The organism is Mesorhizobium sp. M7A.F.Ca.US.010.02.1.1 (assembly GCF_004023085.1).
Lineage (GTDB): Bacteria > Pseudomonadota > Alphaproteobacteria > Rhizobiales > Rhizobiaceae > Mesorhizobium.
In genome coordinates this window covers 1-14,320 of the sequence record NZ_RZRV01000074.1, presented here as the reverse complement: position 1 = coordinate 14,320, position 14,320 = coordinate 1, and the positions used below count along the sequence as shown (strand labels likewise).

The 14,320-nt window shown below is 58.0% G+C and carries 10 protein-coding genes and 2 pseudogenes; 11 read left to right on the top strand and 1 reads right to left on the bottom strand.

The features are described from left to right. The 10 genes and pseudogenes from EOA19_RS33915 to EOA19_RS33870 form a co-directional block, all read left to right on the top strand. A pseudogene (locus EOA19_RS33915) lies at positions 1-209 on the top strand (beta-ACP synthase); the annotation flags it as partial. An 853-nt stretch (positions 210-1,062) separates the two neighbouring features. Next, on the top strand, positions 1,063-1,653 hold the full coding sequence (locus EOA19_RS33910) for a NodA family N-acyltransferase (RefSeq protein WP_063169401.1): 591 nt from the start codon (positions 1,063-1,065) through the stop codon (positions 1,651-1,653). Next, the gene (gene nodB, locus EOA19_RS33905; RefSeq protein ID WP_063169400.1) at positions 1,650-2,309 is read left to right on the top strand and encodes a chitooligosaccharide deacetylase NodB; all 660 of its coding nucleotides are present in this window, start codon (positions 1,650-1,652) and stop codon (positions 2,307-2,309) included. The genes EOA19_RS33910 and nodB overlap by 4 nt, the downstream gene beginning before the upstream one ends. Positions 2,310-2,324: 15 nt before the next feature. Beyond that, complete coding sequence (gene nodC, locus EOA19_RS33900; protein ID WP_063169399.1) at positions 2,325-3,650, top strand: chitooligosaccharide synthase NodC; 1,326 nt, start codon at positions 2,325-2,327, stop codon at positions 3,648-3,650. Positions 3,651-3,911: 261 nt separating this feature from the next. Continuing rightward, positions 3,912-4,826: a nodulation factor ABC transporter ATP-binding protein NodI gene (gene nodI, locus EOA19_RS33895; protein WP_024505873.1), complete on the top strand. Its 915-nt coding sequence runs from the start codon at positions 3,912-3,914 to the stop codon at positions 4,824-4,826. Between the two features lie 3 nt (positions 4,827-4,829). Further along, positions 4,830-5,618, top strand: coding sequence for an ABC transporter permease (locus tag EOA19_RS33890; RefSeq protein ID WP_063169398.1), 789 nt, complete (start codon positions 4,830-4,832; stop codon positions 5,616-5,618). Positions 5,619-5,901: 283 nt separating this feature from the next. Further along, a complete protein-coding gene (locus EOA19_RS33885) occupies positions 5,902-6,663 on the top strand; it encodes a sulfotransferase domain-containing protein (RefSeq protein WP_063169397.1) in 762 nt (253 codons plus the stop codon). 392 nt (positions 6,664-7,055) lie between these two features. Further along, a complete protein-coding gene (locus EOA19_RS33880; protein ID WP_210326678.1) occupies positions 7,056-8,339 on the top strand; it encodes a dicarboxylate/amino acid:cation symporter in 1,284 nt (427 codons plus the stop codon). A 275-nt stretch (positions 8,340-8,614) separates the two neighbouring features. Then, positions 8,615-9,676 carry a LacI family DNA-binding transcriptional regulator gene (locus EOA19_RS33875; protein WP_051695606.1) on the top strand — a complete coding sequence of 354 codons (1,062 nt, stop codon included), beginning with the start codon at positions 8,615-8,617 and terminating at the stop codon, positions 9,674-9,676. 164 nt (positions 9,677-9,840) lie between these two features. Next, entirely contained in the window at positions 9,841-10,644 is an 804-nt protein-coding gene (locus EOA19_RS33870; RefSeq protein WP_063169395.1) for a TIM barrel protein, read from the top strand. A gap of 48 nt (positions 10,645-10,692) precedes the next feature. Here EOA19_RS33870 and EOA19_RS33865 read toward each other — a convergent pair whose 3' ends face one another. Then, entirely contained in the window at positions 10,693-11,610 is a 918-nt protein-coding gene (locus EOA19_RS33865) for a LysR family transcriptional regulator (RefSeq protein ID WP_063170390.1), read from the bottom strand. A 701-nt stretch (positions 11,611-12,311) separates the two neighbouring features. Between EOA19_RS33865 and EOA19_RS33860 the strand changes: the two are divergent. Further along, positions 12,312-13,535: pseudogene (locus EOA19_RS33860) on the top strand (IS110 family transposase). Positions 13,536-14,320: the final 785 nt, after the last annotated feature.

Genomic DNA, 14,320 nt, shown 5'->3' with positions numbered 1-14,320 from the left:
GCGCAGCGAGCGCGCTTGAAATGATCGCCTGCGTGATGGCAATCCAAGAGGACGTCGTGCCGCCGACCGCCAACTATCGCGAGCCAGATCCCGCTTGCGACCTCGACATCACACCCAATGTGCCGCGGGAGCGCAAGGTGCGCGTCGCCATGAGCAACGCCTTCGCCATGGGCGGTACGAACGCAGTTCTGGCATTCAGGCAGGTGTAGAAGCCATGCAAGACGCCTCATTTGAGGTCACCTGTCGTATCTAGCTGCTTGCCGGACCACTATGTAAAGCGAGCGCTATTGGCTGCCTCTGCGATGCGGGAATTGGCAGCGGACGTCTCTCGATCAAACAGGCATCTTGCTTGTAGAATTCTTTTAATCGTGAAGCGGCGCGAGTGCGCTATCCGTTGAGGTGAGCAAGGCCGGCGCCCTGGGTGAGCGCTGGTGTCGGGTGGTGGAAAGTACAGGGGGAGCTGTGTGGCCCCTCTTTCTCGGCCTCGACGATGTGCGAAGGAGCCTGCGCGGCGAACGGGCCAACGCCCCAGGCTCAGAACCTGGGCGAACCTAACTCCCGCCAAAGGACAGCCCAGAGCTGGATACACGAAAGAGATACTGAACCCGCGAATCAGATTCTGATCAATCGTCGTGTCTGAGCTCCACTCGGCTCTTACGGAGATAATCGCGCGGCCCGGCAACGGCCGCGCGTGCCGCGGGCGTGAGCTTTGCGCTTCGTCAGAAGTGCCTCGAGCGTGACGACGATAATTGACCAGCCATATGGAACGCATTCGCCCAGTTATCCAAAGCGTGGATACCTTTCATCTAAACAAAGGATTTTACCGTTTTTGCTGCAGGTCCCATAGAAGCGCTTCAAGTTGGAAAGATAGGTAGTTCCGATGGTTGCGTTGGATCTGAGGAGCATCATCTGGTGTGCGGGGCGTACAAAGTCAGTCGCATCTGCATTGCGGCTTGGTCTTTCGGCGGTCCCCACAAGTTACGCCCCGTTGGCGCGACGCCAATTATTTAATCAATGCTTGGACATTTATCTCAACCAGACAGCTACAAGGTGAGGTCTTCCATGCGTCCGAATGTCGAGTGGAAGTTGTGCTGGGAAAATGAGCTGCAACTGGCCGACCATGTCGAACTCTCCGACTTTTTTCGAAAGACCTATGGACGGACTGGCGCCTTCAACGCGGAGCCATTCGAAGGCGGCCGCAGTTGGGCCGGCGCGAGGCCGGAATTCCGCGCAATCGGCTACGACGCGCATGGGGTAGCGGCTCACATCGGCATGCTGCGGCGCTTCATCAAAGTTGGCGAGGTCGACTTGATCGTCGCTGAATTGGGCCTGTACGCGGTTCGTCCGGATCTTGAAGGGCTCGGAATCGGTTTTTCGATGCGCGTGGCGTACCCAGTGCTCCATCAGTTGGGTGTTCCATTCGCTTTCGGCACGGTTCGGCACGCGCTGCGAAACCATGTCGAAAGATTCTGCAGAGCCGGCCTCGCGAACATTGTGTCGGGCGTTCGCGTACGGTCGACCCGTCCAGATGTGCATCCCGACCTGCCGCCCACGCGCCTGGAAGACGTACTCGTGTTGGTTTCGCCGATCGGACGCTCGATGGACGAGTGGCCGTCTGGTACCCTGATCGACCGGAACGGTCCGGAACTATGAAGCCTCTGGACTACATATGCGAAGGGCAGAGTGACAATGCCGATCGCATTGCAGAGCGCAGCGTCTATCTGACGTTTGACGACGGTCCCAATTCATTTTTCACACCGCAGATACTCAATGTGCTGGCGCAACATCAGGTGCCGGCGACCTTCTTCGTTGTTGGGGCCTACGCGGCCGACGAGCCGGAACTCGTTCGCCGAATTATTACAGACGGCCACGGTATAGCCAACCACACGATGACTCATCCGGACCTAGCTAAATGCGGGTCCGTCGAAGTCGACTGCCAGATAGTTGAGGCAAACAGAGTCATAGGGATGGCTTGCCCGCAGGCCATGGTTCGGTACTTTCGTGCACCCTATGGCATCTGGACCGAAGAAGTAATCGCTGCATTAGCGGGTGAGGCATTGGCGCCCGTCCATTGGTCCATTGATCCACGCGACTGGTCTCGCCCCGGCGTTGACGCCATCGTCGACAGAGTGCTCGCCGATATCCGGCCGGGCGCAATCGTGCTGTTGCACGACGGGTGCGCTCCCGACGAATTGCAACCAGGCAATCAAGCCAGTCTGCGCGACCAGACGGTGACAGCGTTGTCACGCCTAATTCCAGAATTGCACGGCCGCGGATTTGTAATCCGATCACTTCCTCAACATCCCTGAACAAACAGAGATCCTATGGACCTTCTCACCACAGCCAGTACTGTTGCCGTTTCGTCTTATGCGGTGCTCTCGACTGTTTACAGAGGCATGCAAGCGGTCTACTCCCAACCGGAAAATGTTACGCCGCCGTCGGAAAGCTTGTTCGGATCCGACCGTTGGCCGAGCGTGGATGTCATTATCCCCTGCTACAATGAGGACCCGCGCACACTCGCGGCGTGTTTAGCTTCCATTGCAAATCAAGATTACTCCGGAACATTTCAGGTCTATCTGGTTGACGACGGTTCTGGAAATCGTAATGCCGTCATCCCGGTACATCACGCCTACGAGGGCGACCCGAGATTCAATTTCATTCTGCTCCGCGAAAATGTTGGCAAACGCAAGGCGCAGATCGCCGCCATCCGCCGCTCATCTGGAGATTTCGTGCTCAGCGTCGACTCTGACACGACACTTGCGTCCGACGTCATCACGAAGCTTGCAGTAAAAATGCGGGATTCCATGGTCGGAGCGGCCATGGGCCAGCTGACGGCATACAACCGCAGCGACACTTGGTTGACCCGATTGATCGATATGGAATACTGGCTGGCTTGCAATGAGGAGCGCGCGGCGCAAGGTCGCTTTGGTGCGGTCATGTGCTGCTGCGGCCCATGTGCAATGTACCGCCGGTCTTGTCTCCTTTCTCTGCTGGATCAATACGAGACGCAGCTGTTCAGGGGGAAACCAAGCGACTTCGGTGAAGACCGTCATCTTACGATCCTCATGCTGAAAGCAGGCTTTCGAACCGAGTACGTTCCAGGTGCCGTCGCGGCGACAGTCGTTCCGGACAAGATGGGACCTTATTTGCGCCAACAACTCCGCTGGGCACGAAGCACTTTCCGGGACACGATGCTTGCGCGAGGTCTACTGCGTGGCCTGGATCGCTATCTAACTTTGGATGTGATGGGAGAGAATCTCGGCCCATTGTTGCTCGGCATCGCGGTAGTAACGGCGCTCGGTGAGTTACTATTTTCACATACAGTAAATTGGTGGACGGTGCTGGCTATTGTCACGATGACCATAATCAGATCTACGGTGTTATCTTTCCGCACTCGGCAGCTTCGATTCATCGGCTATTCAATGCACGCGTTAATCAGGATATTCCTGTTGATCCCCTTGAAGGCTTACGCCCTGTGTACATTGAGCAATAGCGATTGGCTGTCGCGTAAAAGTGTTCCCCTGCCCAACAGCAGCACAAAGGAAATCACAAGCGCGATGCCGCTTGGCGGAGCAAATGCTGCGGGCAATTCTGGAATTGCGGAGTCACTTCATACTGCAGATCTTTCGCTCACAGCTAGTGAAGTCTGACGGCCTTGCAGCGCCGAGTGACCGAGTAAGTTGTGTCAGTCGACACGGGGTGAAGCTTGTCGAGTTACCTATGGTCAGAACGGGGACTATGTGGAAGCGACACGTGGCATCTTGACGTTATTCTTTGGCGGAAGCGATACACACGTCGCTCCGGCCGCGACTTTCCAAAGGTGTCATCTCAAGGCGGTGGCCTGCTCTGAACCAGAATTCGCAAGTAAGCTGCCGGTGGCCAATCGGACTCATTCCGCTTGAGATAGACGCATGTCCAATGTAGCAATCGACCTTACCGGCGTAACCAAATTATTCGGAAACAAGCTCGTTGTGGACGGGCTGTCCTTCACCGTTGCATCGGGAGAGTGCTTCGGTCTGCTGGGGCCTAACGGCGCAGGCAAGAGCACGATTGCGCGTATGCTCCTCGGTATGACCCGGCCTGACGCGGGTGATATAACAGTCCTCGGTCTACCAGTGCCGGCACGCAGCCGCTTGGCCCGCAAGGGCATAGGCGTGGTCCCGCAGTTCGACAATCTCGACCTGGAATTTACGGTACGTGAGAACCTGTTGGTGTTCGGGCGCTACTTCGGCATGAGTACAAGAGAGATCAACGCCGTCATCCCACGGCTGCTCGAGTTCGCTCGCCTTGAGAGCAAGGCGGATTCACGTGTCGGCCTGCTATCCGGCGGGATGAAGCGGCGCCTGACGCTGGCACGTGCTCTGATCAACGACCCCCAGTTGCTTGTGATGGATGAGCCCACGACCGGCCTCGACCCGCATGCCCGCCATCTGATCTGGGAGCGACTTCGTTTCCTGCTGGCGAGCGGAAAAACGATCATTTTGACCACCCATTTCATGGAAGAGGCTGAGCGGCTTTGTGATCGGCTGTGTGTTCTCGAGCGGGGACGCAAGATCGCCGAGGGCAGTCCTCATGCGCTGATCGACGAGTACATTGGGTGCAACGTGATCGAGATCTTCGGCGGTAATCCACAGGAGCTGATTTCGCTGATCAGACCGTACGTTCAGCGTGTCGAGGTAAGCGGCGAGACGCTCTTTTGCTATGCGCCTGAGCCGGAGGATGTGCGCATCCAGCTTCGCGGTCGAGCGGGTCTGCGTATTCTAGAGCGTCCACCCAGTCTGGAGGACGTTTTCTTGCGGTTAACCGGACGTGAGATGGAGAAGTGAGCAATGGGTGAACGTTTTGCGGCCGCTCTACCCGCCAACGCCTGGAACTGGATGGCGGTGTGGCGCCGCAATCATCTGGCATGGAAGAAGGTGGCATTTGCTTCAATGCTCGGCACCCTTGCTGATCCGATGATTTACCTTTTCGGGCTCGGCACTGGCCTTGGACTGTTGGTAGGCCGCATCGAAGGTGCATCCTACATCGCCTTTCTGGCAGCCGGCATGGTTGCGACGAGCGCGATGACAGCATCAACCTTCGAAACAATTTACGCGGTTTTCGGTCGAATGCGCGATCAGGGCACTTGGGAAGCAATCCTGCACACACAACTTACCCTCGGCGACATCGTTCTCGGTGAATTGACCTGGGCAGCCACAAAGGCTTTTCTGGCCGGTACGACAATTGCGATTGTTGCGGCCGCGCTAGGTTATGCCGCGTGGACGTCGGTTCTCTACGTGCTACCGGTCGTCGCTCTCACCGGATTCGCCTTTGCGAGCCTGGCCATGCTCGTCATCGCGCTCGCGCCCAGTTATCACTATTTTATTTTCTATCAGACGCTTGTCATCACACCCATGCTGTTCCTTTCGGGCGCGGTTTTTCCAGTCGGCCAATTGCCAGGAGTGTTTCAGCAGATTGCGGCCTTCTCGCCCCTGGCGAATTCTATCGAGCTAATCCGTCCGGTGATGCTCGGCCGCCTGGGCGACAATGTAGGGCTGCATATAGGCGCACTTTGCATGTTCGCTGTATTGCCTTTTTTTCTGTCGGCTGGACTGTTTCATCGACGACTAATGCGTTGACGCTTGCTTACACCCATTAACCAGAAGGAGGTCCGCAATGCCGGATGCAAACTGCCCACAGCGGCCCGGAGGCATGCGTATGCTAGGAATCGCGAGTGGTACAACGCCGAAGCCGGGCGCCACCCAGCCGCTGCAGGCACCCGCCCAGCTTCGCGACCACACCTCGAAGAACAGGCTGGATGGTGAGGCGCGGACCCACCCGGAGCGTTCAATCGATAGCAGCCAAGCTTCTTGTGCGCGTCCACAGACCGTCGCGGCCATTATTTAGTTGGATACACATGCAATGACCCACAACGAAGCAACTCTTGAGCCTTTTGTGATCCTTGCTATGCCAAGGACCGGAACACACTATTTAGAAGAATTGCTAAACGAGCATCCGACCGTTTTGAGTAACGGTGAGTTGCTAAACGAATATGATCCCAATTGGCCCAGCACTGATCGCCTGCTAGGCACGGATCGCGAGCTTCTTGAGCTTGCCTATGTGCGCTGCCCTATGCGCGACTACAAGAATGTGACGCATCTTGGATGCAAGATCAATGAACCTCAGTTTCGCGAGCGTCCCGCATTCTTTGCGGAACTGGCTCGTTGGCCAGCACTCAAGGTCATCCTTGTTGTTCGCCGAAACGTATTGGAATCGCTCCGATCCTTTGTGCAGGCCAGGGAAAGCGGTCACTGGCTGAAGTTCAGCTGGGACAACGATACCGCTCGGCCACCGAGCGTCAGGTTGTCAATCGCCGACTGTGAGGCTTATTTCAAAGCCGCCGACGATTTTCACGCTCGCGTTATGGACTCCTTCACGTCGACCAACCTGCTTGTAATGGAATACGAGAGCCTACTTCACGAACCTGCCCAATGCCTGGGAGCGGTTTGGGATTTCCTGGGCGTTCCAGCGCTTGAGCCATCAGATAACGCCATCCTGCAGCGCCAGGAAACGCGACCGCTGGATCAAACGGTGGAGAACTTTGACGAGTTGCGGATTCACTTCGCACGGGGACCTTATTCAAGATTTTTTGACCTCGGAGATTCAATGCGCTCCTACGCTTAATCGCTTGTACCGCGTGCTCTGATGGGCGTGTAGGATATCCTGCAGTTTGCGCGCATTCCGTCGCAAAACTGACAAACCAAAGTCACCAAGACGACAGAGATATCGGCCGGCAGTCGATCTGCGGCAGACATCAAAGACACGGCCGCAAGGCGACCTGGTCAATTCCCTCTCTGGCGAAGCACTTCTTCAGACGCGATCTTTGGCGAGCCTTGAGTGCAAATTCCGGCAAAGGTGGAGGGTTCCAGTGCGCAACCCGCACCAATCTCGCTGGACGGGACAGGCCTCCAGTTGGCACGGCGCTTGCTCCGAGATGACAGCAGCGCTCGACCGGAGCGCAGCATGGGAGAAGGAGGAGCCCCCACCCCGATCCGGTCAGGGAGAGAGAAACGGTGTTGGTTCCAAGAGTCCCCCGCGCGATCGCAGCGCCCCGCAAGCCCCATTTTGCCCGGACCTACGTGCAGGTGCTTGCCGCCATAGTCCTGGGAGCCGCAATTGGCTACCTCTATCCGGAAACCGGCCAGAGCCTGAAGCCGCTCGGCGATGCCTTCATCAAAGTCGTCAAGATGATTATCGCACCTGTCATCTTCCTGACAATTGCGACCGGCATTGCCGGCATGAGCGATCTGCAGAAGGTCGGCCGAGTTGCCGCCAAGGCGATGGTTTATTTCCTCACCTTCTCGACACTTGCACTCGTTGTCGGACTGATTGTCGCGAATATCGTTCAACCTGGCGCCGGCCTCAACATCGATCCGGCCTCGCTCGATGTCCAAGCCGTTAAGGGCTATGTGGCCACGGCTCACGAGCAGTCCGTGACCAGCTTCCTGATGAACATCATCCCGTCAACGATTGCCAGTGCCTTCGCGGAAGGCGACATCCTGCAAGTCCTGTTCTTCTCGGTCCTGTTCGGCATTGCTTTGGCGATGACCGGAGAGACGAGCAGGCCGGTCGTTACCTTTCTCCAGGCGCTTACCGCCCCCATTTTTAAGCTCGTCGGCATTCTGATGAAGGCTGCACCCATCGGCGCCTTCGGCGCAATGGCCTTTACGATCGGCAAATACGGAATCGGTTCGGTGGCCAACCTCGCGATACTGGTCGCGACGTTCTATCTTACCGCCTTCCTCTTCGTGTTCGGGGTTCTCGGCGCGGTCTGCCGCTACAACGGCTTCTCGATCTTTTCTCTCGTCCGCTACATCAAGGACGAGCTGCTGCTTGTCCTGGCAACGTCCTCCTCGGAGGCCGCGCTGCCCTCGCTAATGGAGAAGATGGAGAAGGCCGGCGCCGCCCGTTCGGTCGTAAGTCTCGTCATCCCTACTGGATACTCATTCAATCTGGACGGTACCAATATCTACATGACGATCGCCGCCCTCTTCATCGCCCAGGCGACGAACACAGATTTGTCAATTGCCGATCAGATCCTCCTGCTGCTAATTGCGATGCTTTCCTCGAAGGGTGCGGCAGGCGTCACCGGCGCCGGCTTCATCACATTGGCCGCTACTCTCTCTGTCGTGCCGAGTGTTCCCGTTGCCGGAATGGCTCTAATTCTTGGCGTGGACCGCTTCATGTCGGAATGCCGCGCGCTGACGAATTTAGTCGGTAATGCGGTGGCATCGCTCGTTGTCGCTCGCTGGGAAGGCGAATTGGACCAGTCACGGATGGAAACCGCTTTCCGCGGTTAGGGTTACATCAAACTGGCTCCCCGCAAGCAAGATCGCAACAGCGCGACGTGTAAGTAGCGGCCTTGACACAACAGTCGAATTGCCAGCCTCCAAAGAGCGCTGGAAATAGAGTACTAACGCAGTGAGTAATACAACACCATGAAGCCCCTAAGCAAACGAACGGTTCACGGAGACTCATCTGGGTGCGCATGGAGCGCTGTTCGTCGAATGCGCTATCCGCGGGGTGGGGGAACTATTTCAGCTTGCCGCCCCAAGCCGTCGCGGGAGCGCACCGGATGATGGAGGACCGGCCGATCAGAATCGCTAGGGGAAAGCGCGTCACAATAGCCGATCTCGCCCGCGAAGCCGGAGTCAGCGTAGCAACAGTCGATCGGGTTCTGAACGTCCGCCTTCCGGTGCGAGAGGAGACCGCCCAGCGGGTCCATGCGGCCGCGCACGCGATCGGCTATCATGCTGCCGGTCTCATCAAACAGCGCTTGCAGCAGCACCTGCCGCACTACAAGCTGGGCTTCATCTTGAGAAAACCTACCCACGATTTCTACCAAGATTTCGCTCGCAAGATCGAAGAGTCGGTCAGTATGGCTAAATCCTTCCACGGCCTTCCGATCATCGAGTTCGCGCAGTCACATTTGCCGCGTGACCTGCTCCCGCTTCTTAAGGACCTTGGGAGCCGCTGCCAGGCGATCGCCATGGTGGCGGCCGATCACCCGAAAATCACAGCATCAGTCGAGGAGCTCAAGGCGAAAGGTATCCCGGTATTTTCGCTGCTATCCGACTTCGCCGATGGCGTGCGCGAGGGCTACATCGGCCTCAACAACAGCAAGGTCGGACGGACTGCCGCTTGGGTGTTTTCCAAGGCCGCAAAACGGCCCGGCAAGGTGGCGGTGTTTGTCGGAAGCCATCGCTTCCAGGCGCATGCGACGCGGGAAACGGCCTTTCGTGCGTATTTTCGTGAGAACGCGCCAAAATTCGAGGTGCTTGATGCGCTCGTGAACCTTGATGAACGGCAGCTCACTTACGAAAAATTGCTGGATCTTATGCAGCGGGAACCAGAGCTCGTCGGCTTCTATATGGCCGGCGGGGGGATAGAGGGGGCAATTTCCGCGCTCCGAGAAGAGGGGAGCGGTCAGGATCTCGTCGCGATCGTGAGTGAAATGACGCCGCAGTCACGTGGGGCGCTTGCGGATGACATCTTGACGATGGCGGTCGGCACGCCAATGCGCCGACTTTGCCAGGAGCTGATAATGGCAATGGAGCGGGCCATCAAAGCCGGCGTCGCGGAGAGCCCGGGGCAGACATTTCTGCCGTTCGACATTTATCTTCCGGAAAATATTTGACCTTGATGGATTTCTATCATGAGCGCCCATTTTCCTTTCACCGATGAAAGGAAAGCTCGATTGACTCGGCCGTCTCTGTCCGATCTGTGAACCGGCGTGGTTCCGTCTTGAAAGAAGCCGGATGCCGAAATGGCAGCCGCGCTTCATGGAAGGAAAGTCAAGCAATGCGCCAGGTATCGCCCCGCTTTGCACTCGATCACATGGCGGCGCCCCGCCTTGACGTCAGTGCGCTTTTCGCGCTTGCCCGTGACCAAGGCCTGACCGACGTCCAAATCCGTTACCCTCATTTCAGCAATCCTGTCGCACGCGGCATTCCGGCTGCGGACGTTCGGTTGGCCGCTACCGAAGCGGGCGTCACGATCATCTCTGTCAACGCCTTGCAGCGGTTCAACGACTGGACTCCAACGCGTCAGGCCGAGGCAAGCAACCTCGCCGATTATGCGACGGCGTGCGGGGCGGAGACGCTCGTGTTGGTGCCGGCCAACCGCAGCTCGTGGCCCACCAATAGCGAGCGCCAGGACAATCTTCGTTTCGCTCTAAACGAGATCAAGCCAATCCTCCAGTCGCGGGGTCTGATCGGTCTCATCGAGCCGCTGGGTTTCCGAACCTGCTCGCTTCGATCAAAGAAGGAAGCGGCCGAGGCCGTTGCCGCGGTTGATGGCCAGTCCGTCTTTCGCCTCGTGCACGACACGTTCCACCACACCCTGGCCGGGGAGACATGCCTGTTCTGCGAGCTTACCGGCCTGGTGCACATTTCAAGCGTAAACGACCCGACCTTCTGGATTTACCCCGATCGCTTTCTTGCAGGTTCCGACAATGGCAGCCAGATTCAGGCGCTGCTGGATGGCGGCTACGCGGGACCTTTCTCATTCGAGCTGGTCGAGGAAGTCCATTCTCTGGACGATCTCGCAGGCGCACTTGCCGCCAGCATCGACTTTATCCGGCGAGGGCTATTGTCGTCAAAGTAGATGGTGACAGGAGTAGTGACTATAGGTGCGCCTGAATTTTCCGTGGGTTCACAGCGGGGCAGCCATCCGAGATGCCTCCTGTATCATTATCTCCCGCATCCAGATGCTTGCCGGATCGCTATTGTGGAGGGCCGGCCATTGGAGGGTCTCGGTGAATGTGGGAAATGGCAGCGGAAGTTCGATAACCCGCAGGGGGAACGTTTTTTCGAAATGCCTGACCAGCCGTAAGGGCATGGTCGCTATACGAGCTGTGCCGGACACCATAGGTGGAATCATGCTGAAGCCCTGCACGGCGACCTCGACACGTCTCTTAAGGCCATGCTCAAGCAAAAACCATTCCTCGATAGACGGCTTCATCGTACGCCCGAACCTGACCGCGACGTGCCTCATCGACATGTATCTCTCGAATGTAAGCTGCTGTGGCAGCTGCTTGTTTGTGGGACAGCCTACGCACACGAGCTTCTCGTCAAACAGCGCAACGCTTGAATGCACACTCGACGTGAACATATCCGGTAGAATTAGAAAATCGACGTCACCGCGCCGGAGAAGCTCATCGGGGCTATCGTCGACAGGCAGCAGTTCGAAGCTGACGGCGGGGGCTTCCCGTGAAATACGCTCCACAAGCTTTTCGAAAAACACGAGCGTGACGAAATCGGAAAGAATGATCCTGAAGAGGCGATCGGCTCGAGCTGGGTCAAACGGATCCGAAGAAATAATCGAGCACTGGATGTGCTGGAGAGCGTCGCGAACTGCGGGGGCAAATGCTGCCGCACGCGGGGTTAGAAATCTTTCGCGACCTCTTATCGTAAACAGTTCATCGCGGAAATAATCGCGCAGTCGGGCGACGGCCGCACTCATGGCGGGCTGACTCAGGTTAATCCTGCGTGCCGCCGCCGAGAGATTACGCTCCGTCAGGAGTGCGTCGAGCACAACGAGGAGATTTAGATCAAGTCCTTTGAAACGCATGTCATCAGCCATCCATGGGATGGATGCCTTTAACCGAAACAAACGACTTTAACAATTTAGCATTCTTGCAATCTTTTGTCGCAAAAAGTTTATGATGGATGACGTTAAGGTCCGACATATGAGCCGCGTGATCTGCCGAAGCGAGCAATCGTTCGTACTGTGCAGGTCAGAGATTGGCAGTTTGAAACGCCGGGCCGATGGCGCCGGTCTATCAACCAGCGTCTTCGGCGGCCCCGACCTAGCTAGGCGTGGAACCTAATAGGGTGCACCTTTCCAGTCCGAGGCGACTGATGGGCGGTTTGATCCTAAGCTGCCGTGAGGCCTGTGCCAATTGTATCGGCGAGCCAATGCAGCAGTCCGGCAGCGTTTTTGAGAGCTGTTGTAGGCTCGGCCTAAGCCCATTGGCGCAAGCCTATCTGAACGAAGCGCTTGGCCTTGCCGCTATCCGGTATGTGATCTGTGGTGCCTTCTCGTCCTGCTGTTCTTGTTTTGGAACGCCCTTATGGTGAGCCCATCCGGGACGTGGGGCACCGGGAGCACAAAGGTGCAGGCAGGCCGTCAATAGACCGTGGGCTGAGAGCCCGAGCTCGTTACATGGCCGCCCCTCGCGACTTTCCCGGATGCGCTGCGAGCGCGGATCAGTAGATGTCGTGTTGCCCGCCAGCTCCCGTCTTTGACCGAGCCAAGAAGGAGGAACGGGCATGCTTATCATCGGACTGGATATTCACCGCGCCTTCGCCGAAGCAGTGGCATGGGAGGAGGGCAGGCTCAGGCGACTCGGCCGCGTCGACATGCGGCGCGATCTGCTGGCGGCGTTCGCCGCGAAGCTGTCGCCGAACGATGTCGGGGTGATCGAGGCCACCGGCAACGCGACGTCCGCTGCAGCTGTGGTTGCGCCGCATGTGAAGAAGGTGGGGATCGCCAAGCCGAAACAGGTGTTTATCGTTGCCTATGCCAAGATCAAAACGACGATCGACGCCGACGTTCTTGCGCAGCTCTATGCCAGCGGCTTCTTGCCAGAAGTCTGGATTGCGGACGAGCCGACGCAGGCTCTGCGTCGACAGGTGACACGGCGCAATCAGATTGTCCGACAGAGATCTCGATTGAAGAGCGTCATCCAGTCGATCCTTCATAGCCACCTGATCCGTCCTGCCCGCATGCTGACCTGTGCGGCGCCAAGGGTCGGACCTGGTTAATCGAGCAGGTCGTACCGCAGGACGAGCGCCTCGCGATCGATGGGCATCTGCGCGAGTTCGACCGATTGGGCGAAGACCTCCAGGTCATCGAACGCGATCTTGTCCGCTCGGCTCTCGAGGATGAAGGCGTGAAGCGGCTGATGACCATTCCCGGCGTCGACATCACCGTCGCGCTGGCGATGAAGGGCGGCGATCGGCGACGTGTCGCGCTTCGACGATCCGCAGAAGCTCGTGACCTATCTCGGGTTGAACCCAAGCGTCCAGCAGTCCGGCCAGGTCCGGCCTACCATGGGCGGATCACCAAGCAGGGCCGTGGTCATGCGCGCGGCATGCTCGTCGAGGCGGCCTGGGCGGCCGCTCGTGCTCCCGGACCGTTGCGAGCCTTCTCCCTGCGGCGTGCGAGCCCGGCGCGGACAGCATGTCGCGGCCGTGGCAACCGCACGCAAACTCTCTGTCGTGATCTGTCATCTGTTGAGAAGGGCGAGAGTTACGCGTGGGCTCGACCCTCCCTGCATGCCAAGAAGCTTGCGCGATGTGGAACTCAAGGCCGGGAGCAAGGCTGTGCGCGGCCAAAAGGGAGCGCACGCCTACAACATAAAGAGCCACCGGGAAGAAGAGCGCCGCTGGGTGGAGCAGGCCGAGGGCGCCTATGCACGCCTCGTCGCCGGTTGGAACCCACGAGGTCCGAAGAGGGTAGGCACGGATGCCGCAAACGAGGCGCGACGATAGAAGCTGCGCGGCAGGGCTCTCATCTCGGACCCTGCTCTTCGCCACGCGGTCGTCCGTGCGCGACAGGAGAATAGCGCAGATTTATCAAAAAGGCTCTTGTCGATCACATCAGTGGTCTTGGGCGCTGTACGGCCGGGTGAAGACTTTGCAGGTGGCCCGGAAAGCGTTTGACCTGCAGCGAAGCAATTGTCGTCATTACGCGCTCGACCCGGGCGCCCAGCTTGGCATAAGGGCTACGTGGCCTCAGGAAGCGTCGTCGCCAATGCAGACCATGGACGAATTCCCAGCCGATGCCGAGATGCCGGTCGACCGTGCCTGTCGCCGTCCGGTGATGCGATGCCCCCGAGCGGATGAGTTCGCCCCGGATGCTCCCGGTCACGACGCACGGGTTCGGGTTCCAAGGCGCTCAGTTTTGTTCGCGCCCAATCGGTGTAGGACGCGGCAGAAATACGAGCGTGACGAAATCGGAAAGAATGATCCTGAAGCGGCGATTCGGTAGAGCCGGGTCAAACTATCCGACGAAATAAACGATCACTGGATGGGCGGGGGAGCGTCGCAAACTGGAGGGCAAGAGCTCCCGGACGCAGCGTTAAGTTTGAATACCTCCGCGGACATGGTCGCGAGCTTATCGCGCAAATAAATCGAGCAGCCGAGCGCCGGCCGCACTCATGACCGGCTGGGCTCGGTTAATCCTGCATGCCGCGCCCATGAGGTTACTTGTCCGGAGTGCGTCGAGCACAACGAGGAGATGTAGTTCACGATCTTTGAAAAGCGTGGTCAACCAT

Excerpts from the sequence above, each read along its gene's own strand:
- EOA19_RS33910 (WP_063169401.1), top strand. The coding sequence starts at position 1,063 with ATGCGTCCGAATGTCGAGTGGAAGTTGTGCTGGGAAAATGAGCTGCAA.
- nodB (WP_063169400.1), top strand. The coding sequence starts at position 1,650 with ATGAAGCCTCTGGACTACATATGCGAAGGGCAGAGTGACAATGCCGAT.
- nodC (WP_063169399.1), top strand. The coding sequence starts at position 2,325 with ATGGACCTTCTCACCACAGCCAGTACTGTTGCCGTTTCGTCTTATGCG.
- nodI (WP_024505873.1), top strand. The coding sequence starts at position 3,912 with ATGTCCAATGTAGCAATCGACCTTACCGGCGTAACCAAATTATTCGGA.
- EOA19_RS33890 (WP_063169398.1), top strand. The coding sequence starts at position 4,830 with ATGGGTGAACGTTTTGCGGCCGCTCTACCCGCCAACGCCTGGAACTGG.
- EOA19_RS33885 (WP_063169397.1), top strand. The coding sequence starts at position 5,902 with ATGACCCACAACGAAGCAACTCTTGAGCCTTTTGTGATCCTTGCTATG.
- EOA19_RS33875 (WP_051695606.1), top strand. The coding sequence starts at position 8,615 with ATGATGGAGGACCGGCCGATCAGAATCGCTAGGGGAAAGCGCGTCACA.
- EOA19_RS33870 (WP_063169395.1), top strand. The coding sequence starts at position 9,841 with ATGCGCCAGGTATCGCCCCGCTTTGCACTCGATCACATGGCGGCGCCC.
- EOA19_RS33865 (WP_063170390.1), bottom strand. The coding sequence starts at position 11,610 with ATGCGTTTCAAAGGACTTGATCTAAATCTCCTCGTTGTGCTCGACGCA.